18 protein-coding genes are annotated in these 24814 nt (G+C 68.8%); 15 read left to right on the top strand and 3 right to left on the bottom strand.

Annotated features, from left to right (window positions below; translation table 11 throughout):
* The first annotated feature begins 7 nt into the window (after positions 1-7).
* Positions 8-1603 (top strand): hypothetical protein, encoded by a 1596-nt coding sequence (locus ABZ833_RS07320; RefSeq protein ID WP_361042316.1) that lies wholly within the window; start codon positions 8-10, stop codon positions 1601-1603.
* Positions 1604-1836: 233 nt separating this feature from the next.
* On the opposite strand, the gene ABZ833_RS07315 is transcribed toward ABZ833_RS07320, so the two are convergent.
* Positions 1837-5709 (bottom strand): DUF4157 domain-containing protein, encoded by a 3873-nt coding sequence (locus ABZ833_RS07315; protein ID WP_361042314.1) that lies wholly within the window; start codon positions 5707-5709, stop codon positions 1837-1839.
* Between the two features lie 293 nt (positions 5710-6002).
* Between ABZ833_RS07315 and ABZ833_RS07310 the strand changes: the two genes are divergently transcribed.
* The 8 genes from ABZ833_RS07310 to ABZ833_RS07275 are packed head-to-tail and all read left to right on the top strand — an operon-like array spanning position 6003 to position 18110.
* On the top strand, positions 6003-6659 hold the full coding sequence (locus ABZ833_RS07310) for a hypothetical protein (protein ID WP_361042312.1): 657 nt from the start codon (positions 6003-6005) through the stop codon (positions 6657-6659).
* Positions 6656-7042, top strand: coding sequence for a GPW/gp25 family protein (locus ABZ833_RS07305; protein WP_361042310.1), 387 nt, complete (start codon positions 6656-6658; stop codon positions 7040-7042). The genes ABZ833_RS07310 and ABZ833_RS07305 overlap by 4 nt, the downstream gene beginning before the upstream one ends.
* Before the next feature lie 14 nt (positions 7043-7056).
* Positions 7057-9264 carry a putative baseplate assembly protein gene (locus tag ABZ833_RS07300; RefSeq protein WP_361042307.1) on the top strand — a complete coding sequence of 736 codons (2208 nt, stop codon included), beginning with the start codon at positions 7057-7059 and terminating at the stop codon, positions 9262-9264.
* Positions 9264-11501 (top strand): phage tail protein, encoded by a 2238-nt coding sequence (locus tag ABZ833_RS07295; protein WP_361042305.1) that lies wholly within the window; start codon positions 9264-9266, stop codon positions 11499-11501. Before ABZ833_RS07300 ends, ABZ833_RS07295 begins: the two co-directional genes overlap by 1 nt.
* Positions 11498-13204: a hypothetical protein gene (locus ABZ833_RS07290; RefSeq protein ID WP_361042302.1), complete on the top strand. Its 1707-nt coding sequence runs from the start codon at positions 11498-11500 to the stop codon at positions 13202-13204. Before ABZ833_RS07295 ends, ABZ833_RS07290 begins: the two co-directional genes overlap by 4 nt.
* The gene (locus ABZ833_RS07285; protein WP_361042300.1) at positions 13197-15191 is read left to right on the top strand and encodes an AAA family ATPase; all 1995 of its coding nucleotides are present in this window, start codon (positions 13197-13199) and stop codon (positions 15189-15191) included. The genes ABZ833_RS07290 and ABZ833_RS07285 overlap by 8 nt, the downstream gene beginning before the upstream one ends.
* A complete protein-coding gene (locus tag ABZ833_RS07280; protein WP_361042297.1) occupies positions 15175-16413 on the top strand; it encodes a hypothetical protein in 1239 nt (412 codons plus the stop codon). The genes ABZ833_RS07285 and ABZ833_RS07280 overlap by 17 nt, the downstream gene beginning before the upstream one ends.
* Complete coding sequence (locus ABZ833_RS07275; protein ID WP_361042295.1) at positions 16410-18110, top strand: hypothetical protein; 1701 nt, start codon at positions 16410-16412, stop codon at positions 18108-18110. The genes ABZ833_RS07280 and ABZ833_RS07275 overlap by 4 nt, the downstream gene beginning before the upstream one ends.
* A 31-nt stretch (positions 18111-18141) precedes the next feature.
* Here the strand turns inward: ABZ833_RS07275 and ABZ833_RS07270 are convergent, their stop codons facing one another.
* Both ABZ833_RS07270 and ABZ833_RS07265 read right to left on the bottom strand, forming a co-directional pair.
* Positions 18142-18957: a BTAD domain-containing putative transcriptional regulator gene (locus ABZ833_RS07270; protein WP_361042293.1), complete on the bottom strand. Its 816-nt coding sequence runs from the start codon at positions 18955-18957 to the stop codon at positions 18142-18144.
* Positions 18958-19017: 60 nt separating this feature from the next.
* Complete coding sequence (locus tag ABZ833_RS07265; RefSeq protein WP_361042291.1) at positions 19018-19224, bottom strand: hypothetical protein; 207 nt, start codon at positions 19222-19224, stop codon at positions 19018-19020.
* 451 nt (positions 19225-19675) lie between these two features.
* On the opposite strand from ABZ833_RS07265, the gene ABZ833_RS07260 reads away from it, so the two are divergent.
* The 6 genes from ABZ833_RS07260 to ABZ833_RS07235 all read left to right on the top strand — a co-directional run bounded on the left by ABZ833_RS07260 (position 19676) and on the right by ABZ833_RS07235 (position 24792).
* Positions 19676-20032, top strand: coding sequence for a patatin-like phospholipase family protein (locus tag ABZ833_RS07260; protein WP_361042289.1), 357 nt, complete (start codon positions 19676-19678; stop codon positions 20030-20032).
* 232 nt (positions 20033-20264) lie between these two features.
* Positions 20265-20408: a hypothetical protein gene (locus ABZ833_RS07255; protein WP_361042286.1), complete on the top strand. Its 144-nt coding sequence runs from the start codon at positions 20265-20267 to the stop codon at positions 20406-20408.
* A 306-nt stretch (positions 20409-20714) separates the two neighbouring features.
* Positions 20715-21599: a hypothetical protein gene (locus ABZ833_RS07250; RefSeq protein WP_361042283.1), complete on the top strand. Its 885-nt coding sequence runs from the start codon at positions 20715-20717 to the stop codon at positions 21597-21599.
* Positions 21600-22791: 1192 nt separating this feature from the next.
* Positions 22792-23256: a cyclic nucleotide-binding domain-containing protein gene (locus ABZ833_RS07245; RefSeq protein ID WP_361042280.1), complete on the top strand. Its 465-nt coding sequence runs from the start codon at positions 22792-22794 to the stop codon at positions 23254-23256.
* A gap of 42 nt (positions 23257-23298) precedes the next feature.
* Positions 23299-23961 (top strand): CBS domain-containing protein, encoded by a 663-nt coding sequence (locus ABZ833_RS07240; protein WP_361042277.1) that lies wholly within the window; start codon positions 23299-23301, stop codon positions 23959-23961.
* Positions 23962-24090: 129 nt separating this feature from the next.
* Positions 24091-24792, top strand: coding sequence for a response regulator transcription factor (locus ABZ833_RS07235; protein WP_361042274.1), 702 nt, complete (start codon positions 24091-24093; stop codon positions 24790-24792).
* The last annotated feature ends 22 nt before the right edge of the window (positions 24793-24814 follow it).

Raw genomic sequence — 24814 nt, 5'->3', positions numbered from 1 at the left:
GGCCGTCATGACTCATGACTACGTCCTGCGTACTCCCTGGTACGACCTGGCACGCGACAGCAAGAAGAACCCCTTCGATCCCTCGGCGCAAGCACCGGTCGTCCAGAAGTACGACAGCACTGAATTCATCCAGCGCCTGCTCACTGACCCGCGCGACTCTCTGAAGTTCGACCGCACCGACGACGTCTGGGCGTATCCGGTCTTCATCGGGACCCTTCCGAAGTTCGCCAAGGGTAGAGCGCGCTTCTCCTCGCACGCGTTTGTACGCACAGGCATGCGCAAGCTCTACCAACCGAGCCACGACCGCTTCTACGCCCTGGCCGTCGAGCTGTTCTGTGACGAGCCCGGACTGCCCAGCCCCGGCGACCTCACCGGCGTCGAGGTGCAGTTCGTCGTGCGGAGGGAGCGGACGGTCCTGCGCCCCGACCCCAAGGGCCAGGACGCCAAGGCCATCCATGAACTCGCCCGGAAGGTGATCACCTTCTACAAGGGCACGCCTCCACTCCCGGAAGGCTCGCTGGGGGACAGCGACCTGTCGGATGTACTCGCGGACCCGGACGTCCGGGGTGAATTCGCGGCCGAGTACGAGGCACTCATGTTTTCCATCCAGACCCGCCATGTCGTAGAGGCATGGACCGTGGGCACGGACGGACGCGGGGCCTGGCAGGAGGTCAAAGCCGATACTCCCGACGACCCTCCGGAACTCGCACCGGGCGAACAGGAACTGCCCATGTGGCAGCGGCAGGTGGACCAGGAGGACTGTGCCGCAGCGCAGCACCGGTCGCTCTGGTTCGGCGTCGTCCCGACCTTTTCCGGCGACACGGACGCGGCGGGGCACCCCAAACTGGACGACCGTGCCGTATACACGATGCGCTGCTTCGCCAGGAGGCAGCCCCCCACCGGCCACGAACACTGCCCCGCCAGGATCTGGTGGAGTGGACCGACCCATCGCTACCGCCTGGCCCCGTTCCACGACCCGACCGGCACGAAGAACCGCCATGTCACCATCACGGCACCCGACTTACGGGCCGTCGCAGCGCGAGCGGGACAGCCCCCGGGCCCCGGCGGAGTCGAGATCGTCCGCCCACCCGGATCACAGTTCATGTTCGACCCGAACAACGGCAGCCCCCAAAACGGAAGGGTCGGCGGCACCGCACCGGAAAGCTGCACCTACGCCCTCGAACTCTTCACGATCGTGGCGATGTTCGTCTTCTCCCTCTTCCTACCCATCGTCACCTTCCTCTTCCAGCTCTGGTGGCTACTCGCCCTGCGCTTCTGCACACCGGCTCCGGGAAACGCATTCGCCCTGCTGGACGGGTACTTCGGCGCGGGCGAGACGCTTGCCAAACTGCCGCCGTTCGATCCGCTCCACCCCGATCAGGCGGACACTTCGAAGCTGGACGATGTGTTCGAGATTACCCGTGCTACGGCCGCCCTGGGCACGGCGAAGGACACCAAGACGAACAAGACGATCTTCAGCGACAGTCCTGCGTTGGTGAAGGACTACATCAGCGCCCTGGATCCGGAGGAGGCCAACTCCCCCGCGCCCACCGAAGCCGAGGATCACCCCCGTGACCCGCGCTGCCCGCGTGAGAACGTGTAAAGAATCACTGCCTCCCGGTTCCCTGTGCCGGAAGTGCAGCCCCGTGTCACCGTGAGTATCTACAGTCCCCGCGTGGCGTTGTCAACGACGATCGTTCCAAAACCCCAACCATCATCCAAGTTGGCCCCCTCAGCGCCCCGCAGTGAGCCTCTCTCAAAGCCACCGGTCGACGGATGCTGCTGCCGCGCTGCCATACCCCGCTCGGGCGGAGCCTGACCGCACCGTCATAGCCGTCATCCACCCGGTGTAAGGACTAATGTCGGTGCTTGGGTTTGCAATTGCCCCATTCCCGGCGGTCCGATGGTGATTGATGCTCGGTAGAGAGTTTCCTGGCCGTTCTTGTCCACGACTCGGATCTCGTATGCGGCCGACTTCAGCACGCGCTCAAACTTCCCGCCATGCCGGGCGAGGACACGCAGCAGCTTCTGGTCCCCGCTTGTCAGCATTCCATCGATGAACGATCGCAACTCGCTGCCATCGAACGTCGCATACCGGACCTTGAAGAAGATCTTTTGCTGAGGCCCGCCGACACGGTGGAGCCGTCTCATGAAATCTTCGATCTGAAGGTTGGCGAACTGGTTGGCCGCCTCCGGGGCCAGGAAGATGCGCGTCCGTTCCGAGCCGGTGCCCGGGCCAATGATGTGGTAACGGATGTACTTCACCAGCTTGTACACGGATCCGGCGTACAGCAGCCGCTCGTCGCCTCCTCGGACGATGGCGGCACCGACCTCGACCCAAGCCGTCTCGCTATTCATTCCCCGGTGCTGCACAGCCATCTCATTGGCGTCGAGGCGGCCGCCGTAGAACTTACGGTACGCCGTCGACGTGCCGAGAGTCTTCGCGTCCAGGTGGATGCGCGGGGCGATCTGCACCTTTCCATCGACCACACGCAGCGGGGCCATCGATTGGACAACGTCCCCCGCAACCAAATCGTGCGGCCGGATCACGCTTGTACCAGGCTCGACAGCGTATCCGAGTGATCGCAGACGCTCGATCGTCGCCGGATTCTGCGCGTCGAGACCGTTGATGTGCAGGCTCTCCAGTTGGTCGAGGTTGCTGAACCGGCCGGTGGGCAAGCCCGTGCTGGGATCCAATTCGACGTGCAGCCGTGGTCCACTCCCGGGACCGGCGACGACGACCCAGCGCTGCGCGGCTGTGTCGAAATGGTAGCTGTAGCCGGGCGGAGCGAGTGGGTGACCGTCCGGTGTGCCCAGTTGGGAGATGGTGCCGGTGGCCGCGTCGCCGCGGGCGATCGCTCGACGATGGTCCTCGATCTGGTTGGCGAACGATTCTATGTCGCGTTCGTAGCCCTTGATCTCGACCTCGGTCAGGCCGCGCCCGTTCTCCAGACGGCGCAGCCGGTCCAAGACCCGGTTTTCCAGCTTGGCGAGATCCAGCTGTGCCTGAATTGGCCCGTGAGGACGGCCAGCGAGCTTCGCGCCAAGGCGTTCCATCAGCTCGCGGATCTCGCCGATGAGACCGCTGTAGCGCTGGGCGTAGACGGCGATCTGTTGATGGTGGGCGAGATCGGCGGCCCAGACGTGCGCTGACGAAGCCTTCGGCCGGGGGCCGTGCACTATGCCTATCTCGGAGATCAGACCGACCTTGTTGCGATGCAGTTGAATGGTGATCGTCCCCGGCGCGAGGGTATCGACCAGCTGAGGATCGGTGTTGACGCGAGCCCGGCCAAGTCTGTAGTCGGCTGCGGGCACACTGGGAGGCGCCGGTGGTCCCGCAACCGGGCGGCCCGGCATCCATTGTCCGGGAAGGAGCTCGTCCGTACGAATTGAGCGTTCACGAATGTCCTTTATAGTTCTGCGGATGGCCCAGACCGAGAGGGCGCCTGAAGCAAGACCCATCAGGACGAGCCTCCGGCGGGCTTGGTAGCGCTCATCCTTGGAGAGACCAGCCTGGGACCCAATCGCGACGTACTGCTCGACAAAGGTGTCCGTCATCACGAAGAGCTGAGTGATATCAAGCGCAGCACTGAGCCGGGCGATAGGGGCGTAGAGTCTGCCCGCGAGTCGCGCCCCGTCCGACGCGAACTCGCCGGCCTTTCCTGCACTTGATGCGATCTTTCCCAGACCGATAGTCATCGCCCCTGCGAGATCTACGGCGATCATCAGTCCGGCCCGCGCCCAGTCGCTCTTTGTGGCCATCCCGTGCTCGCGGAGTTCGGCCAGGCCAGCTACCGTGCCCGCGATCCCCACTCCAGCAGCAGCGATCGCCGCGACTCCAGCAGCGGTTCCAGCGCCGGCCGTGAGCAGCGTCAGCGAGATCAACCCAAGAGCGATCGCGGCGAACCCGAGATAGTCGGAGAGACTTCTCGAGGCAGTGGTCTCCAGTACGTAGACGTTCCCCGACGGAAGCTTGAGATGGAGCTCGCCCTTCGGGAAGCGCAATCTTGAGTTCAGTTGTTGCCAGAGCCTTTCCGGCGGATCCTTTCGCTGGTCCTGCCCATGTGTGGTCCGCAGAACGATTTCGATCGCTTCGGCAAGGGTCGGCTCTTCGATATTGACTCGTTTGTCGGCCGCTGTCAGATCTTCGAGGACCCAGTTTGCGCCTTCCTGGTAGAGGTAGAAGAACCAGGGATGGCCGACGGCGGGTGGGGAGCTCTTCGCTCCCATTGGGAGGTCGTCACTCTCCCGCTCGTCCCGAACGTAGAACACGGCCGGGATCTTGATCGCCATTGGGTGTCTGGCGGCCAGGCTGACCTGCCGCTTGTGCATGCCGATGGCTTGCTGAAGTGCCTGCACCTCGGGAGCGCCCTCGGCCGCCATCCTCATGGCCCAGTCGTCCACCAGAGTTGTGGAGCGCGCGAAATCATCGACCACTGTGCTCCATTGAGCGGCGTCCGCCGCCGCCTGGGCACGGGTACGGCGGTTGGTCAACTCAGCCGTAGGCGGACGTGGCGGTTCGGTGTCCGGCGGCGGCCGACGGTCGGCGAATCGACTCCCCGCGATGGGCATCTGGCTCATCTTCCAGACCATGAGCTGGTCGTGCGCAAATCTAACCGCGTAGCGGTAGCGTTTCGTTTCCCACGAACGTAGGCCCCAGTAGAACGCGTTCAGCCGGTCTCGTACGAGGTTCTGCAGGTCTGGTGGAACGTTGGCGGTCCGGTCGGGCCCCAGGATCCCGGAGATCAATTCCACTCCCGCCGCAGCCGCTGCCATGTCCGTCGAGAGACCTGCAGGAAGATCTGCTGCCGCCTTGTCGAGTACACGTTGCCGCGCGCCCACGACCGCGAAATAGCTAGCATCAATGTCCTCGCGCAGGCTCGTCCCCATCGATGCCAGGTCCCCGCCGGACTGGCTCGCGGCCGAAGCGTGCCAAGCTGCGGTTCTCTCCTCGGCCCGGCGCCGCGCCTCCGCCGCGCGCATCCAACGCTCCCGGCGCTCCTCCGGGCCCTCGTACATGTCGAACCTGCGCCTTACCACCTGTGGATCGGAGACACTGGCGGGCCGGTCGCCGGTGGAACGCTCCTCCGGCGCCTGCGGCGAACCCAGCGAAACTCCGCGGGTCAGGTCCACGTCGCGATTCCCGGTCTGAGCGACGTGAGTGAGCTCATGGCGGAGCACGTCCGCATAGGCACCAGCGGGCATCAGCAGATGGCGCCCCACAGCCGCTCCTCGGGCGCTCCAGCCACGGAGCACCCGATCCACGGCTGGACCTTCGTGGACGACAGCGTCAACCTTCGTGTTGGTGCGCGCCTCCACAACATCCCGGTCAGCGGGCGGTGGTGGCGACCCCGGCGAGTCCTTCAGAACGCGGGATATCTGGTCGGCGAGGCCGCCGGGCGCATGATCGGGCGAGTAGTCTTGCCCGTCTCCGCGGGCGTGCTCCGGGGCATGAGCTGCCGCATCAGCGCGATCCTTCCACCCCGATGGTGTGACAATCTCGCGACGCATCACCTCAGGCTGGCCCACCAACGTCACCGCGCCGTTATCCGGCAGGCGTTGTGAGGGGCTGAAGAAGATCCAGTCAGGGTCCGAGGAGATGGGCCAGAGCGGGTGGGGAGCGATCACCTGGCTGGCGATGACCCATGCAGTGGGGGGGAACCGTGCCGAGTCTTGGGCGACGGCTTCGGGACGCGCCGACTTCAGCACATCCCACTCCCGCGTTGCGCAGTTCACGCTGCACGCTCCGGTGGGCCGAGGTAGAAATCGCACCCCGACGGTCGGCCAGCCAATTGCCCGGATCGCGGGCCACTTCCGGCGAGTAGAACGCCGAGCGACAACCCGCGAGTATCTGATCGGGCTGCTGTCCGTGTCGAGCAGAAGAACGGTAGGCGGCTGGCCATACAGGCAAGTCACACACTGCAGTGCGGCGCAACGGCGAACGCTGTGGTGACGCCGATGTAGGAGCCTCACTCAAAACACTGACTGCTGTCGGAGGTCTCATGATGATCGGCCCACTGGTCACGGTAGCGGTCTCTTCGCTCCTTGCCTGGCTGATCGGAACGCAGATCGCCTACCGCTGGGACGATGTGAAGCGGCGGCGCGAGCTCGATCTTGTTGCTGTGACCGAGTTCTACCGGTGCTACGGAGCCTTCCTGCGGACCTGGCGCATGTGGAACGCACACAAACGAAATCTCGACCCCGGAATCGCACCCGGTGGCGTGCAATGGGAGTGCCTGGAGCGTGCCGCGGTGGTTGAGGGCGACTTCGAGGGGATCTTGATCAAGATCGTGTCGGAGCGAAAGCTGAAATCGAGGGATCTTCTCTTGCTGGGTGCTTTCCGGGAGGCGTGCCAGTGTCTGCGCGAACGCATACGCGAGGACAAGGAGCTCCGATGGTTCTCGCGGGAACGACCGGAGGCTATGGCGGAGTTCCGTCAACACCGTGCCTTCAAAGCGCTTGCCATGTATGTGGTCGCTCTGTTGCAGGTGAGGCGCACGACATGGGTGATCGGTCACAGACGCATAGACAGGCCGTCGGAGAGTGAACAGATCGCTGCCCTGCTCACCGTCACGCTGAGGGTCAGACGTCGTGATTGGGTCGAAGTGGCTGAATGCAAGCTGCACCTGCACGAACTCGCCACAGGGGAGAGACGATGACGACCGAGGAGTGGATCGGCAAAGGTCCCCGCTTCCCCCTACGCCCCGGCCCCGCCGGAAACCTGGAATACGTGACCGGCGACGAGCTCATCCGCCAAGCGATCGGAACCATCCTCGACACCGACCCCGGCGAGCGGGTCATGCTCCCCGGCTTCGGCTGCGGCCTCCGCCGCTACATCATGGAGCCGAACACGACCGCCACGCGGGCCGCGATGGAGCGCGACATCGAGGCAGCGTTGACGCGGTGGGAACCCCGGATCGATCTCACTAACGTTGCGGTGACGCCCGGTGAGGAGCCTTCGCTGGTGTGGATCGACATCTCGTATGTGCGGCTGGTGGACCGGCGCGAGGACAACCTGGTCTATCCGTTCTATCTGCGCTGAGGGCGGGGTGACCCATGACGTTGATCGGGCCGATCCTCGACGACCGGACGTACGAGCAGTTGCGGGCCGAGCTGATTCGGCGGATCCCCGTCTACACGGCCGAGTGGACGGACCACAACGAGAGCGATCCTGGGATCGTCCTGCTGGATCTGTTCGCGTTCCTGGGCGAGTCGCTGCTCTACCGGTTCAATCAGATTCCTGACGCGACCAAAGTCGCCTTCCTGAGGTTGCTCGATGTCCAGCCGCTCCCGGCCCAGGCGGCACACGTGCTGGTGGCGGCCGAGACGGAGTCCCCCGGCGGCGTACAGCTGCTCGTCGGCCGGGAGTTGAAGGCCGGGCCGGTGTCGTTCGAGACCGGGAGCGAGGTGTACGCGTGGCCGTTGGAGGTGCTCGGAACGGGCAAGGAGAACGCACCGGCGCCCGACGCGCGGGACACCTACGAGATCGCGCGGCGGGATGAGGCAGCGCGCCGGGCCAGGGGCAGCAGCGGTGCCACGACCCGGGTGAAGTTCTACAGCACCACCGTGCTGCCGACCGACCCTGCCGCACCCGGAGCCCGACCACTGGACGTGAACGGGACCCTCGACCGCGCCCTTTGGGTTGCCCTGCTGGCACGCCCGACCACGGACGTGGATCAACTGCGCGGCCGTACCGTCTTCCTCGGGGTCGCGCTCGACGAGACCGTCGACCGTCCGTTCAGCCTCGACGGCGTCGATGCGGAGGAAGCCCAACGGTATCGGTCGACCGGCCTCGACCAGGCCGGCCCTGGCGTGATGTGGCAGCTCTGGCTGCCTCCTCAGAACTCCCAAGTGCCCGCCGCTGACCCGTTCCTGCCCCTGGAGGTCGTACGCGACACCACGGCCGGCCTCAGCCGGACCGGGGTCGTCGCACTCACCCTCCCCCCACAGCTGCCGCCACGCCCCACCCCGCAGCCGACCGCGGCCGTGACGTCTCCCCCTCGGTTGGACGATCCCGAGCAGGCCGACCGCGTGATCGGCTGGCTACGCGCGACCCGGCCGCCGGAAAGCACGGAGGGCATCCACCGGGTCCAGTGGGTCGGCGTGAACGTCGTGCAGGCCGTACAGGCGCGGACCACGACCGGCGCCGAATTGCTCGGCACCGGCACCGGGGAAGCCGGGCAGGTGTACCGGCTCGCGCAGACCAACGTGCTGCCCGGCACCGTGCGGCTGGAAGTGGAGGAGGACGGGGGCTGGCAGGGCTGGGACGAGGTCGAGGACTTCACCCGCGGCGCAGCCGCCGACGACCGGCCCTTCAGCGTCGAACTCGCGGGCGGGCTGGTTCGGTTCGGGCCCGGCGGGCAGCAGGGCCGGGTGCCGCAGATCGGGCAGCGGATACGGGTGCGCTCGTACCGTTACGGCGGAGGCGCGGCGGGCAATGTCGTCGCCAAGGCGGTGAGCGCGGTGACCGGGGTCGCCGGAGTGACCGTCGCCAACCCGCTGCCCGCGTACGGCGGCCGGGACGCGGAGTCGCTCGACGCGGCGCTCGACCGGATCCCGGGCGAGGTGCACCGGCGCGACCGGGCGGTCGTCGCGGACGACTTCCGGGAACTGGCTCTGCGGCTGCCGGGAGTGGCGCGGGCGGAGACCCTGGCGCTGTTCCACCCGGACCACCCTGAGCAAAAAGCGGCCGGGGTCGTCAGCGTCGTGGTGTTTCCGACCGAGGACGTCCGTGCTCCCGGCGCACCGCTGCCGGACCGGGCTCTGTTGCGCCGAGTTGCCGGGTATCTGGACGAACGCAGGCTGATCACGACCGAGTTGTACGTTCTGCCGCCCGAGTACGTGAAGGTGTCGGTCTCCGTCGGCGTCGCCGTGCGGGACGGCTACCAGGTCGACGCCGTGCGCCGCTGGGTTGAGTTGATCATCCGTCAGTTTCTCGCTCCCGTACCACCGTACGGTCCGGACGGCCTCGGCTGGCCGCTCGGGCGGATGGTCCGCGGGGCCGAACTCGAAGCGGTCGCCGTGCAGGTCGAGGGCGTCGAGTTCCTGGAGGGCGACGGGCTGCGGCTCGCGGTGTGGGACGGCACGCAGGACGACGACCCCTGGCGCAAGGTCCCACGGGTGGAGCTGCGGCGCTGGCAAGTTCCCGAACTGGCGGACATCACGGTCGTCGCCGGAGAGCCACTGAAGCCTGGCGCCGGTTACCAGCCACCACCCGCCCCCTCGGACACCGTCTACGTACCGCTGCCCCGCGAGGTGTGCTGATGGACGGCGACCGCGCGATGAGCCTGCTGGCCGACCCCGATCAGTGGGCCCGCTGCCGGCACGAGGGCACCGCGCTGGTGCCTTGCGGAGGGATCCAGCTCACCTGGGACGACGACGAGCCGGCCACAGACTCCCCCGCCGGCCCGACCACCGGGCTGGCCTTCGACCGTTGGGGGCGCGCCTATCGCTCCCGGCCGGCCGAGGACCGCGTCGAGGTGATACGCGAGGACCGTACGGAGACACTCGGCGGCTGCCCCGGTCTCTTCGACGGGCCGCGCGGTCTTGCGGTGGACACCGAACAGCGGCTGTACGTGGCTGAGGTCCGGGCGGCCCGCGTCACGGTCTACGACATCTGGGCGGACCGCATCCTGCGCCGCGTCTCCGTACGCAGCCGCGCCCACCGCTCCGCACGGCCCGTGGACGTGGCCGCTGTCGGCGAGCGCGCGTACGTGCTGCTGCGCCACCCGGCCGGGATCGTCGCGTTGCACGGCCGCCTGGGCCCGTTACCCGGCCCGCAGCCGTGCCGGCCGCGCTGCCGGGGACGGCTGACTCCGGAGCGGATCGCGGCCCGGCCGGACGGGACACTGCTCGTGCTCTGGCGGCGCCCCGGCGCGCCGTACGCCCTGGTGGCGACGGTGTCCGGCGAGATCGTCGCGGAGGTGCCCGGGGCCACCGACTTCGACGTGACGGCGGAGGACCTTCTGATCGTGGCGCGTGCACCCGAACGTGCAGCCGCTACGCCCGAGCCGGAAGGGACATCCTTACCTGCCTGTACGCGCGCACCGGACCGCGCAGCCGCGCAGCCGTTCCAGCGCCTTCAACAACAGGGCGCGAGCCAGCTGGAGTTGGAGCCGGTCGCCGCGGCCGGCTATGACGGCGGTGCTGCCGCGGCGGCGCCCGACGGCACGTGCGCCTTCACAACTGCCGCAGGGATCGGCCGGGCCGGCGGCCCGGAGGCCCGCCATCGCACCTCCGGGCGCGTCTTCACGTACCGGCTCGACAGCGGGACCTACCGCACCCGCTGGGGACGGTTGTTCCTGGACGCCTGCATTCCGCCGCGCACCGACGTCCACGTCGGGTTCCTCACCAGCGACGACGACGATACTCCCGGCGACGCGCTGCCGTGGCGGCCCGCCGACCGCGGCTCCGGCACCATCCGGCGTCCCGACCTGACCCCGCCGCTGCCCTCGGCCGCGCTGCTGGGCGCCGCCCGCGCGCCGGGCGGCCTGCCACTGCTGCGGCGCCCTACCGGCCGCGAGACACCGTGGGCGCAGATCCCCGCGGACGACCGCTTCGAGACGTACGAAGCGCCCGTACTCGCCGACCCGGGGCGCTATCTGTGGGTCGTCCTGGAACTCACCTCCGCGACCGTCGCTGCCACACCCCGCGTCCGCGCGCTGCGCGTGGAACGGCCCGGTCACCAGATCCTGCGCCAACTGCCCCGTACCTGGTCCCGCGACGAGGGCGACGCCGACTTCCTGCAGCGGTTCCTCGCTCCCGCCGAGGGCATGCTCCACGAACTGGACGAGCGCGCCGCCCGGCGGGAACTCCTGGTCGACCCGGCCGTCGTCCCGCAGGAGGCGATGACCTGGCTCGCCGGTTTCGCCGGGCTGACCCTGGACCGGCGCTGGCCGGAGGATGCCCGGCGGAGCCTCATCGGGTCGGCGTACCGGCTGTTCCGTCACCGCGGGACGCTCGGCTCGCTCACCGAACTGCTGGGCATCTACCTGGGACATGAGCCGGTGATCATCGAGCAGTGGCGGCTGCGCGGCGTTCCCGGCGGCGTCCTGGGCGGTGTCGCGGGACACGCTCCGGACGACGAAGGCGCTCCGGTGCTCGGCCGGTTGCGCGCGGGCGGCACGCCCGGCGACGCAGTACTCGGCGACACGGTGCTCGACGAGGTGCACCTGGGCGATGACGGCTACCGCACCGCCGCGCACCGCTTCAGCGTCCTCGTGCACGCCGGCCTGTCCGCCGAACAACTCGCCGTGATCCGTACGATCCTCGAACTCCACAAGCCCGCCCACACCACCTACGAGATCTGCGAACTGGGCTGCGGCATGCGGGTGGGGCAGCAGCTGCACATCGGCCTCACCTCCGTCGTCGGCCCCGGCGCACAGTGGGGTCCGGCCGTCCTCGGCCAGGTCGCCGTGGGAGGCGACGGCGTCGTCGGGGTGCCCACCACGGGAGCCGTGGTTCATGAGACCTCCGTCGTCGGGGAGGTGCGTGTCGGATGACGACCGACGTGACCGTCCGCCGATTGAGCGTCACCGCGCGCCCGGGCGACGGGTCCCCGGACGCCGGGCGGATCGACCGGCTGCTGCGCGGTGTGGCCGATCACCGGCTGGAGCAGGCGGTACGCGCCGCCGGGCTGCCCTCGGGCATCTGGTGCCTGCGCCGCCTCGACGTTCCGGTACGGCTCGATCCGGCCCGGCCGGACTCCGCACTGGAGGCGGCCTGGGCGGCCGCTCTGGTGGCCGCACTGCGCAGGGCGATGGAGGAGGGCTCGCCGGACGCCGTGCGGTACGCGGACGAGCGCGCCGCCGTGCTCGACCTGGTGTGCTCCACCGCCTGCGGACGCACCGAACGCGGCTGGGCCTGGCGCCAGGTGGGCCTGATCCACGCGGCCGCCCCGGCGCCGGAGCGTGCACCTGGAGCGGCGATCCTCGCCGTACTGCGCCGTTGTGCCGGGCAGGCGCCCGGCATCGTCACGACCGCGGCGGGGCGTGTCGGCCTGCCCGCGCTCCACCGGGCCCTCGGCGCGGTCGGGTGGGAGGACGTGGCCGAGTCGGTGCGGCGCACGCTCGACGCTCCGGCCCTCGCCAACTTCCGTACGACGTCTACGACTTCCGTCGAGGCGGCAGTGCTGGCCGACGCGCTGCTCGTCGGTTCCCGGCTGGCCGGCCACATCGGGCGTTCGGGCCTGCGCCCGGCCGACAGCACCCTCGATGCGTGGGCGCTGCTCGTCGTCGCCGAGACCGACGCCTCGGCGTTGCACCGGTCCACGGCCAAGGAGATCCTCGGTGCGGTCGCCCGCGTCCTCACCGGCTCGCGGAGCCCAGGGCCCCCGGGCGGTGCGCCGGCACCGGACTTGCCTGCCACGGCGGACGGCAAGACTGATCCCGCCGCAGCCGTACGACCGAGCCGCGGGCCGGAGCCGCAGCGCGCGGCCGGAGGGTTCACCGCCGAGGACCCGCCTCTGCTGGAGCCGACATCCACGGCGTCTGTCACTGCCGCTGTGGTCAGCGGGCCGGAATCCGATTCTGGGCCGGGGCAGCCGAACGCCTGGGCAGGACTCTCGGCAGGATCCGCCGCCGACACCCGGTCCCGGGCGGAGCCCGTGTCCGCTATGCCCGTCACGGCTCCGGTGGAAAACGGGGCGGAACCCGATCCGGAGGCGGGGCAGTCGACCGTCTGGGCCGGACTGCTCTTCCTCCTGGCGACCGCGCCGGCCGCCGGGATCCCTGCGGCGGTCCTGGACGATCCCCTCTTCGCCGCCCGGCCACTGCCCTGGGTACTGCAGGGCATCGCGCTGTCGCTGCTGCCGACGGCGTGCACGGACCCTGCCGTGGCGGCGTTCGCGGGTGCGGATCCCGAGGCACGGGCGCCCTGGGAGCGTGGTCCGGTGGCCACGCCCGCGGAGCGGGACCGGATCACCGAACTCGCCGACGGCTGGGCGGCCGTGACCACCACGGCACTGGGCGGGTACGACGCCCCTCCGCGCGAGGCCGTCACTTCGGATGACGGACCCGACCGCGATCCGCGCGACGTCGTCACCGCATTCGCCCGACGCAACGGGCACATCCATTACGCGCCCGGATGGACCGAGGCGCATCTGGCAGCCGACGAGGTCGATGTCTCCGTACGGCGCGCCGGGCTCGACCTCGACCCGGGTTGGGTGCCGTGGCTCGGCACGGTGGTGAGGTTCGTCTATGTCTGAGGAGCGGGTGAGCCGAGCGCTGTCCGCGCGCGCCGCCGAGTTGGCGCAGCGGCTCGCCGCGCTGCTGGAGTCCACATGCAGCCCCGAGTCGGGCGCGCCCGCCGCGGCCGGATTCCTGCGGGATTGGGCCGAGGCCACCATCGGCGCCGCTCCAGGCACAACCGATCATGGCCCGCTGGACGCCCTCGTCGAGCGGTTCGGGCTCTGCGCCGCCGAGCGGGATCTGCTGCTGCTAACCGGGCTCCCGGAGGAACACGAAGGGTTGGCCGGCACCTTCCGTTCCTTGCACCCCCGCTCGGAGCCGTGGCCCACAGTGGGGCTGGCCGCACTGCTGCTCGGCGACAGCGCAGCGGCCGCCGACACGGCACAGGACCGCCCAGGCCTGCGCCGCCTGCTGGCCGAGGGGCGGGCCGTACGGCACGGCCTGCTACGGACCGGCCACGAACCGACCTTCTACGAACGGACTCTCGCCCCGGCCGAACGGCTCTGGGACGCCCTGCACGGCCATGACGCCTGGCCCCCGACCATCGGCCGGGTCACCGTCGACGAGGTCCCGGCCGGGCTCGAGGGCTGGCTCGCGCTGCCCGCCATTGAGAGGGCGGTCCTTGCGCTGCGCTCCGGCGACGACCGTACGCTGCTGCTGTCGACCGCCGACGACGTGATCGCCGGGAGCCGCTGCGCGGCCCTCGCCCGGGCCGCGGGCCGTACGCTCACCGGCGCCCGGGTCGATGCCACGGACCGCGCCGCGATCGCCCTGGTCTCGGCACACGCGGCGGCCCGGTCCGCCGTGCCGCTGCTGGTACTGCCCGCACCGCCCGAGGGCGGCCGGCCGGTGCCCGCTCTCGACACCGCCGACCTGCCCGGTCCTGTCATCGTGTGCGCGCCGTCCGGCGCGGTGCGTCCGGTCGGCCGCCGTCCGGTGCTCGGCGTGCCGCTCGGGCCGGTCAGCCCCGGCAGTCAGCGGGGGGCGTGGCAGGCGGCGCTGCCCGACCTGTCCGATCAGGCGGGGCTACTGACAGCACGCCATCCGCTGGATCCGTCCCTGATCGCGGAGGTCGCGGCCGACGTACGCAGTCTGCGCCTGCTGTCCGCACCGGTCTCCGAGCCCCGGGAGATATCCGATGTCATCCGAGGCCGGGCGGGCATCACTCTGCCTCCCGGGGTCCAGCTCATCACCCCCGGACTGCTCTGGGACCGGCTCGTACTCCCCGATGAGCCGAGAGACCAACTGCGCGACGCGGTCGCCCGGTTGGAGCATGCCTCGCGCGTCCTGGACGACTGGGGCTTCCTCGACGGAGCGCGCGCCGACCGGGGTGTGCGGCTGATGTTCACCGGCCCGCCCGGCACCGGCAAGTCACTGGCCGCCGAGGTCGTCGCCACCGAGATCGGCACCGATCTGCTGATCGTCGATGTGTCGCAAGTGGTGTCGAAGTGGCTGGGCGAGACCGAGAAGAATCTGGCCGCCGTCTTCGACGTCGCCGAACGGACCCAGGCCGTACTGATGCTGGACGAGGCGGATGCCCTGTTCGCCGCCCGTACCGGTATCACCGACTCGCACGACCGGTACGCCAACCTCGAGACCTCCTACCTGCTGCAACGCATGGACCGGTTCGACGGACTGGCGGTGCTGGCCACGAACTTGCGGCAGAACATCGACGCGGCCTTCCTGCGCCGCCTGGACTTCGTCGTCGACTTCCCGCTGCCGGACGAGCCACAGCGCCACGAGCTGTGGAAACTGCACCTGCCCGAACCGACCTGGGCGAACGACGTCTACCTCCCCCGGCTCGCCGCGCTCTACCCGGTGCCGGGCGGATGGATCCGCAACGCCGCCATCGCAGCGGCATTCCTCGCCGCGCCCAGCGGCGGACCGATCTGCCAGGAACACCTCGTCCACGCGATGGCTCGGGAGTATGCGAAGGCGGCCAGGCCGTTCCCCGGCCGTCCGGCCACGGCCAGTAAGGAGACAGCGCATGAGCGCCACACGTGAGCACGGGGCGGAGCGGTCCGCGCGCTTCGAGGACCTGCCGGTCAACCCCTTCGTCGCGCTTCGGGTCGCCTACGGGATGACGCTCGGCGAGGACGACTTCGGCACGCTGCTGGGCAATCCGCGCGGCAAGCAGATGCTGCATGCCTCCTGGCTGCACGGCCCGGGGGTGGTCTGGGGCTTCCCGGTGCAGACCCATGACAACGAGCGGGCACTGTACGTGGGGCCGGGGCTCGCGATCGACGGCCTGGGCCGGGAGCTCTCCGCCCTCGGAGCCGAGCACTGTCTGGCGCTGAAGGATCTGCTGGCGGCCCTCAACGCGCGCGCGGAGGACGCTCCTGGGACGGCCCAGGGGAAATACCGCCTCGTCGCCGTGTTCGACACGTGCCCGGCTGTGCGCGTTCCGGCGCTCGCCTCCCCGTGCGATCCGTCCCCCAAGCACTTCGACCACTCACGAACCGTCGAACGCGTGCGGTTCGAACTGCGTCCGCCCGCGCCCGAGCCCGAAGCCGTCCCGTACCCGCGCCTGAGGCGGTTGTTCGCCACCGACGGGTCCGAACCCGACACCGACCCGGCCGGTTGGCTGCGCGCCTTCCGGGAACTCGCCGCGCTGGATGTCACCGAGCTGGCCCCCGCCGCGGAGGAGGAAGACGACCGCCCGGCCCTGTTCCCGGTCGACGTCGTGGATGCGCCGGTCACGCTGGCCACCGTCGAGATCAGGGGCTCCGGGCAGGAAGCCACAGTCGGCAGCGTCGACCAGACCGTACGGCGTGCCCTGCTGCCGACGGGGCTGCTCCAGGAACTCGTCGGCTCGCTGCGGCCGTCCGCCGACGCGGGGACCGCGCCGCAGGCTCCGCGCGTGGTGGGCGGCTCCCTCCAATGGGCTGACGACTACCGGCGGTTCACGTTCTCCGTGACCGAGTCGCTGCACGTCGGCTCGGTCGGGACGGGCGCGGTGACCGTCAGTTCCGTCGGCGCACGCGCCTGGGACGCGGCGGAAGTCCGACAGGTCACCTACCGGGCCGGCGCGGGCATCGTCACCGTCGTGCTGGACGCCCCTCCCCGGCACGACTTGGTCCGGATCATCATTCACGGCACCGGACCCACTCCGCTCCTCGGCTCCGGCCTCGTACCGTTGGCCGGTCTCGACGGCGGACCACCGGGCACGGCGGCAGACGGCCACGACGCCGTGATCATGCGGAAGTTGGGGAGGGCACAATCATGACCATCGCCCGGCTGAATGCCTTCAACGGGCTCTTCCTGCGAGCCGAGCATCTGGAGCGCATGCAGGAGTACACCCGCTCCCTGGCCTACGCACTCGGCCAGTCGGGGGGCCCTGGTGTGGTCCACGGGTACAGCGCGAAGCTCTCGCCGAACGGCCTCAAGCTGGTGGTCGACCCGGGTCTGGCCATCGGCTCGACCGGCCGTCCCTTTCTCCTCCAGGCATCCGCCGAACTGGATCTGACCAACCCCGAGGTGACCGGGCAGAAGGCCGGGGCCGGAACCCTGCGGATGATCATGGTGACGGGGAAGGACACCCGCTTCGGCAAGGAGAACGTCTACGGAGATCTGTGCGCCGGCGCCTCGGTCGGCAACACCGAGCCCTACATCGCCGAGGAAGCGGTGATTCGTATCGGCGAACTACCGCTGGCGGGCCCCTCGGACACGTCGGACGGGACACTGAGGTCGCTTGTCTCCTCGAAGTGGTTCGCCCATGAACGCGACTTGAGCGGCCCCTGGATAGCCGCAACCGACCAGGCGGACCGCACCGACATCCTCCGTGGTGACTGGGGCAGCGGGTTCGCCCTCCCCGCACCGGCGGACCCCGACGCCGTGCCACTGGGGCTGCTGCTGTGTACCTCCAAGGCGTGGGTGCTCGACGTCTGGACCCTCCGGCGGGAGCGCACCGACCCGCCGCCCCGGCGGGTCCGCCAGGCGCAGCTCGGACTGCGCCCGTGGGACGTCTTCATCGCGCAGGTCCTCCAGTTCCAGGACATGCTCGCGGCCGGGTGGCCCGGGGCCATCGCGCGGCGCAGCGCAGCGGCCACCGCTGATGACATGAACCGGGAAGTGCGCCGCAACGTGGAGGAGGCCAAGAAGCACATCACCTCCAAGCGGGCGCAAGAAAGCCTGGCCGCGGTACTGGAATTGGTGCCCAAAACAGACGCCGCCACGGCTGTGACGGCGGGGCCGCCCAGGCTGACCGACGACCTCGGCATCCTGGAACTGCCGCCCGCCGGCTTCCTGCCGCAGAGCGCAGGCGCGCAGTCCTCGGTACAGGAATGGATCAGCGCCATGTTCCCGCGGGCCGTGCAGCTGAACTTCCGCTCGTGCCCTGCGGACGCCGTGGTCTCCGCGGTCGAGGGCGCCCAGCATCTGCGCCGTATTTCCCTGACGCCCTCCGAGGGCAAGACCGCCGTACCAGTCGACATCCTGGTTCCCGATGGTGTGGAGAGTGCCGACGGGCTCACCACGGAGCGACCCTGGGTGGCCTTCCGCCGGCACGCCGACTGCTGCCTCGATGGGTTGGAGAGCGTGGACCTCCATCTCTACGCGGTCTCGTCGCCGGATGACGGGGAGCGCCTCGTCGCCGGTCTCACCGACGGATCCATCGACCCAACGGCGTCGGAGGCAGCGGAGCATCACGTCGTCCGCTATCCGGTCGGCGGATGGGTGGTGCCCGAGAACCAGTCGGGCGTAGAGCGATGGAAGGAGGGCGGTGGTTCGGTGACCGCGATCGGGCTGGCCGGGTCGGTCGAGAACCGAGTCCTGACCGCCGGGCGCGCCGCCATGTTCCTCGATCTGTTCCCGCATGCTCCCGGCGACGACAACCGCGGTGCCGGAGGCGTCTTCGCGGCCGTGCGGACGGGCCTGACCCGGGACGCGATCGTCCTCGTCAGGCACCCGGAGAGGATCAGCTGACGCCCGGAATCGAGCTGCGGCGCCTGCCGGGTTAAGAGATGACCGTCAGGCGCCGTACGGCCGCCCTCTGCTCGACCCCGTTCTGCCCCGCCAGGCCCCGTGACGGCACGCGGCCGTGCAGCAGGGCGGAGATTTCGGCACCGGGCGCTACGCCTAGCTCGCGGTCGAGTAGCTCGGCGTAGCGGTCCAGGCTCCGCCGTGCCTCCATCCGGTTGCCCTCGGCGAGATGCGCCTCGACCAGGGCGCGCTGTGCGCTCTCTCGGAGCGGGTCCGCACCGATGGCCTGCATCGCGGCCTCCACGGCCTGGCCGAAGCACCCGGCCTCGACAAGCTGGCGGCTCTGCGCTTCGAGGGCATGCAGGAGACGCTGCCGGACCCGTTCTCTCTCCATCAACGCCCAGTCGTCGTACCAGCCGGGGAGCAGCTCAAGCGCATCCATCGTGCTGGGCGTCGCCCTGAGGTCGCCGGGGGTTGCTGACCCTGTCAGCAACCGGGAGGCCCAGGCCGCGACGAGGCGCACATCGAGCAGAACGTCCTCGCACAGGGCCAAACCGTGCTTGTCCACCTGTAGCAGCTCCACGCCCACCTTACTGAGGCGCCACAAGGCGGATCGCAGATTCCCGGCAGCACGGGCGTCGTCACCGATCGGCCACAGGGCGCCAGCCGCGTACCGCCGCTCCACAAGCCCCGGCCGTAGAGCAACAAAGACCAGGAGCCGCTTGCTGCCCTCGGGGATATCCTTCCGTCGGCCGTCGAGTGTCACGAACGGGCCGCCGAACAAGTGCAGTGTCGGCACAAGTTCATGGGACTCCTGCTCGATGAGTACCTGAACAAAGTCGGACGGCATCGCACCCCCCTTTGGACGAAGCCGGTGGCGTGACCGTAGCGGTGGGCCGTCACCAGCCTGTCACGGGCGGCGGCCACCGCCGCTGGCGAATGCGGTGAGGAAGTCACGGACTGCTTCAACGGCCGTCTCGACATCCGTACACGACCTAACACGCTCGGTGGAGGCCTGCTCGATATCCGGGTTCCACCGCATCTTGATGAGGTTGATGTCCCCCTGGTTCTCTATCCGCACCAGGCAGACACCGGTTCTGTTCGAAGCGTCTGGCATGAGCATCACGGTGTCACGACGACTGTCACCGCACCGTGGACAGTGCTTTTCAACCTGCCGCATGGGCATGGGCGTTGAACTGGCAGAGGGGCGAATCCCCTGGTAGGGGGTTCCAACCTGCACCCCTTGAGCCCCAGGGTTCAGAGTTCGACCTCGGCCGCTCCATCGAGAGCGGTTCCATGCACGCAGTGCCCGCACGGTCACCGCGTCAATCGCGCACCGCGACCGCTCAAGGCCACCGCGGGACCCAGCTCGTCCAGGACCCGCAGGCACTCACCGGCGTGCTGCTCTCCGCAGTGGGAGTGGACATGTGTGACATGGAACTGGCGCGTAAGGATTGTCTCGGTGCCGTCGTGGTGGACGTCGTTTGCTTCCCGGAGCATGCTTCAGGAAGCGGGATGGAGCGGGACGTGTTGACGGGGCCCACCCATCAGCTACGGGGGCGATTATCGTGGACGGCAACACTGCAACCGGCGCTTCGGCAAAGACGTACGTGGATGTGGTCCTTGTAGGGCGCGGCTTCAAAGGTAGCGCCCTCTTCGGTGCGCTGAAGGAGTTGTGCGCGGCGTACACCATGCGGCGTGTGGCCGGTACGTCGGCGGGAGCCATCGTCGCGGCACTGCTGGCGGCTGGATACATCGTGGTGGAGCTGGAGCAAGAGTTGCGAAGCCTGGGCTTCGCTTCGTTCCAGGACGGTTCAGCGCGTCATTTCAGCACGGTCGGCGCAGCATTGGCCGTGCTGACACCCGACGGCGCCTTCAAGGCGTTGCCCTGCATGCCTGGATCGAAGAGCGACTGGCGGACATGAAGGTGACGACCTTCGAGCATCTGCGCCGGCGGGAAGCGGGAGACGATACCGGCAGGCCGCCCTACAAGATCGCAGTCGTCGTCAGTGACATCAGCCGGGGGCGTGAGCTGCACCTGCCGGAGGATTACCAGGCGCTGCCCGGAGTGGATCCCGATGACGGTCTGCTGTCCAACTTCCCCATCGGCCTGTTCGATGGACGGGACGCGACTGCGTGCATGTGGATCAGAAGTGCGTGCAGGACCGCACCATCGTCGTCGACACCAGCGAAGTGCGGTCGACCGACTTCCGCATCACCCAGGAGCAGGCCGAGATGCTCAACGCCAACGGCCGCTTTACCGCAGAGCAGTTCCTTGCCAGATGGAGCTTCCGGCGGTGACTGAACCGCTGCCACTCTCCGCACGGCGGGCGGGCGCACCGTCCTGACACGGCGAACGGAACGGGGGAAATCATGAACACAAACAGCCTCCGAGGTTGGTGGCACAGAATCCGCACCCGCCGAGCAGCACCACAACCTGTCTCACAGAATGCCCCGTTGGCATCTGCTGCCACAGGATCTCCTGGGCCCAGGTCCAACACGTGGCTGCATCGTGCGCGCACACGCCTATGTGTACTGCGGTACGAGCTCAAGGCTACGTACGGTCAACCGGATCGCCTGCGTCGAAACGGCGTCCGGAAAGGGGAGATGCAGGCAGGAGCGGAGTGTCTCCTCGACGAGGCCGATCGTCACATGCAACAGGCCGCTGGCGGGAGGATGCATTGGCGGCTCGGCAGTTGGTGGAATGGACAGGCCTACGAGGGCACGTTGGCGTGCCTGCACGCTGCCGAGGTCTCGATCATCGCGCTGTCGCAACCCGTCCGAGCGTGGAGCCGGATCGACGCGGTGCTCGCCCTGGCAGGCCCTCTCTGCCAGCAGGATCCTCGCCTCGCCCTCGTCGAACAGCTGAAGGGCAAAGACAAGCCGCAGGACGAGCGTGTGCCCTGGGCTGTCGCGTCCCTTCTGGAGGCGGCCTACGCGGTGCAGGAGGAGCGAGCCGTACGCAGCCGCAACTTCCGTAATCGACTCATCCGAGCAGGCAGTGTGCTGATGCTGTTGCTCGTGGTGACCGTCGTGGTGGCCTGGCGCGACGCGGGAGCAATCCCCGTCTGCGACGGCTGCCACCGTGCGGCGGGCTCCGGCCTCTGTGACGTCGGTCTGGTCATGCTGCTGGGCATGCTTGGTGCGGCCACTCACGTGGTGGGTCGGCTGCAAAAGATGGGCGGCAGCTGGAATCCCTACAATCTTCCCTTCTACCAGGAACTCATCAAGCTTCCCATCGGGGCACTCACGGCCGTGATCGGGCTGCTTCTGGTGGGCACCAATTGGCTGCCGATGATCCAGGCTCCCGCCACTTGGCGCGACGTCATGGCCTATGCCGTGGTTTTCGGGCTGGCCCAGATCGCCCTCACCCGCAATATCGACCAGCGCGCGGAGAAAATACTTGCATCGGAGCCGGATCAAGAGGAAGCGGAGCAGCTGGAGAAGGTTCCTGACAACAGGGTGCGAACGGCGCCGGAGTTCACGGCATAGGGTCGGAGTCGCCCAATACGAGGGCCAGGCCGCCGCTGACGCGGGTGTCGCGATGGCCAACGCGTCTGCCGCTGCAAGCTCTGAGGCAGGGGCGGAGGCAGGGCACAAGCGAGGGTGCGACGCAAAGACTCAGGATGCTCGCATCCGAACGCTCTGCGGCGTCGGAGTGTGGTGCCTCGAAGCGGTTACCCAGGCCGTGTGGGAAATCCGTCACGGATTAGCGGGCTTCTGATGGATCTCCGTGAGTGAAGGAGCGGCATTCGGTGTGTGCGCTCGGCGTGCGGTGCGAAGGGTCATGTGGCGGAGCCTGTGCCGCTCGAAAAATCATCGCCGCAGGTGAGCGGGGTATCAGTCTGCTGGGATCATGTCCTGGTTACACAAGGTGCCCCGGAAGCTGCTGACGGTTCCATGGGTGCTCGTGCGTCGCGGGACGGCGAAGGACGCGGAACTGATGGTGCTCCGGCACAAGAACGCAGTCCTGCGTCGCCAGTTGGCCGGACCGGTCCGCTACGAGCCAACCGACCAGTTCTGGTCCGCCGCCGCCCTGTCCGGGCTGATACCCCGACGCCACTGGCTCAAGATCTTCCCTGTCACCCCCGGCACCCTGCTTGCCCGGCACCGCGGGTGCATCGCCGCGAAATGGGACAACTCCGCGCGCCATCGCGGCAGACTTCTTTCACATCGACACAGCCCTCGGCAGGCGGTTGTACGCGCTGGTGTTCGTTGACTCACTGCCCATCGCACGGCCCTCTCTCACCACTGACCGCCCAAGGCGCCGGGATCCGTCCGCACATTCTCTCTGCCCGGACGGTCCGCGCGGGCCTGTCAGACAGCTGGCCACCATGCGCCCTTCCCGGGCGCATTCGCCAGGCCTTCCCAAACCGCGCGGAAGTCCGGGAAGGGGGGCGGCGCCTTGCGTGATGCACCAAGGGGGAACCCGTCCCGCAAGGCGCCCGCGACCGCGCACCTCACCCGAGGCGGCTGGGAGCTCAGCCTCCGGCCACGGCCGCCGCCCACACCGCAGCGGCGACGGAGCCCACGCCAAGAGCCTCACCGACCGAGCCATGCCATGCCCTGTCGCCCCGGTCGATGCCATGCGGCCCGGTCTGGGGGCCGAGTGGCCCATGGCGGAAGAGGGGGGACGGGAAGAGATTGGAGTCGGCAGGGTCGCGCTCCAGGAAGAGGCAGGGCCATGAACGCTTTTCCCATTTCCACCATGCTGCGGGCGTTGCCGGTCGAGCACCGAGAGCGGCTGATGGGCCTCGCCCGCGAGGTGTCGTTCCCGCAGGGCACCCGCCTCTTCAAGGAGGGTGGGCGCGCCGACCGGTTCTGGATCATCCGTACCGGCACGATCGCCCTCGACATGCACGTGGCCGGTCGCCGAGCAGCCGTCATCGAGGCACTCGGGCACAACGAACTCGTGGGCTGGTCCTGGCTGTTCGGACCGCACGCCTGGTGTCTGGGTGCCGAGACGACGAGTCCGGTGCGCGCGTACGAGTTCGACGCCGAGGCGGTACGGGTCATGTGCCGGGCCGATCCCGTGCTGGGAATGGCAGTGACCCAGTGGGTGGGAGACATCGTCGCCCGCCGGCTGCGGTCGACGCGGACCCGCTTGCTGGACGTGTATGCGCCCTACGGCAGCGGCAACTCGCGCTGATCCGACCACGATGGAATCGTCGGAATCGACCAAGGAGTCACCGTGCACGGCAGCCCGCACATCGTGAGCGACGTGATGACCCACACCGTCGCCTCCATCGGTCGCAGGGCCGACTTCAAGGAGATCGTGCAGCTGATGGAAGAGTGGAATGTCAGTGCCCTTCCCGTTCTGGAGGGCGAGGGCCGGGTGGTCGGCGTCGTCTCCGAGGCCGACCTGCTGTACAAGGAGGAGTTCCGCGACGCCGACCCCGATGGCTCCACACAGCTGCGGCGATTCTCCGATCTCGCCAAGGCCGGCGCCGTGACCGCCGAGGAGCTGATGACATCGCCGGCCCTGACCGTCCACGCGAACGCGACCCTCGCGCAGGCCGCCCGCATCTTGGCGCGCGCCAAGGTCAAGCGGCTCCCCGTCGTCGACGACACCGGCAGGCTGGAAGGGGTTGTCAGCCGCGGTGATCTCCTGAAGGTGTTCCTGCGGGACGACGAGGAAGTCGCCGAGGAGGTCCGCAGGGAAGTCGTGTCGTATCTGTTCCCTGCGTCGTTCCCGCCTGTCCGTGTACGGGTGAAGGACGGGGTCGTCACACTCGCCGGGCGCGTCAGGGACACCTCTCTGGTGCCCGTGGCCGCACGCCTGGTGCGGGCTGTCGAAGGTGTGGTGGACGTGGAGTGCGAGCTCGCAGGACCGGCTCGCCGCCCGGAGCAATGACCGGCAGCCGCATCCGACGACCATCGGCGGATTGGACCGCTCGGCCCTGGTGCGTCCGCTCCGCAAGGGCGACGATGGTCATCACAGTCGGCATGTGATCCGTAGTCCACCATCGAACGAGGGGACGTCATGGCCGGGGCTCGTACCTTCACGGAAGAGAACCCGATCCGGGTCTTCCTGCTCGATGACCACGAGGTCGTACGACGTGGTCTCACCGACCTGCTGGACTCCGAGCCCGACATCTCGGTGGTCGGCGACGCGGACGGCGCCGAGCACGCGCTGGTGCGCGCACCGGCCCTGCGCCCGGACGTCGCCGTCCTCGACGTACGCCTGCCGGACGGTGACGGGATCAGTGTCTGCCGCGAGCTGCGCAGCCTGATGCCGGAGCTGGCCTGTCTGATGCTGACGTCGTTCGACGACGAAGAGGCCCTGCTCGACGCGATCATGGCCGGGGCGGCGGGCTATGTGCTCAAGCAGATCAAGGGCTCAGACCTGGTCTCGGCGGTCCGCACGGTCGCCTCAGGGCAGTCGATGCTGGACCCCACGACGACTGCCCGTCTGATGCGCTCGCTGCGCGCGGGCCCTGCCGAAGGACCGGCACTCGCACCTGAGCTCGCTGGCCTGTCACCCCGCGAGCGCGACATCCTCACGCTCATCGGAGACGGGCTCACCAACCGCGAGATCGGCAAGAAGCTCTACCTGTCCGAGAAGACGGTGAAGAACCACATCTCCCGGCTGCTGGCCAAGCTCGGCGTCCAACGCCGCGTCCAGGCAGCGGTCCTGGCCAGCCATCTCGAACGGCCCGACTCCACCGGCCGTCCGACGCGATGAGCCCGTCCTGCCCCGCCTCGTC

This window comes from Streptomyces sp. NPDC047525 (assembly GCF_040643025.1).
Classification (GTDB): Bacteria; Actinomycetota; Actinomycetes; order Streptomycetales; family Streptomycetaceae; genus Streptomyces; species Streptomyces durmitorensis.
This window is presented reverse-complemented; position numbering and strand designations above follow the sequence as displayed.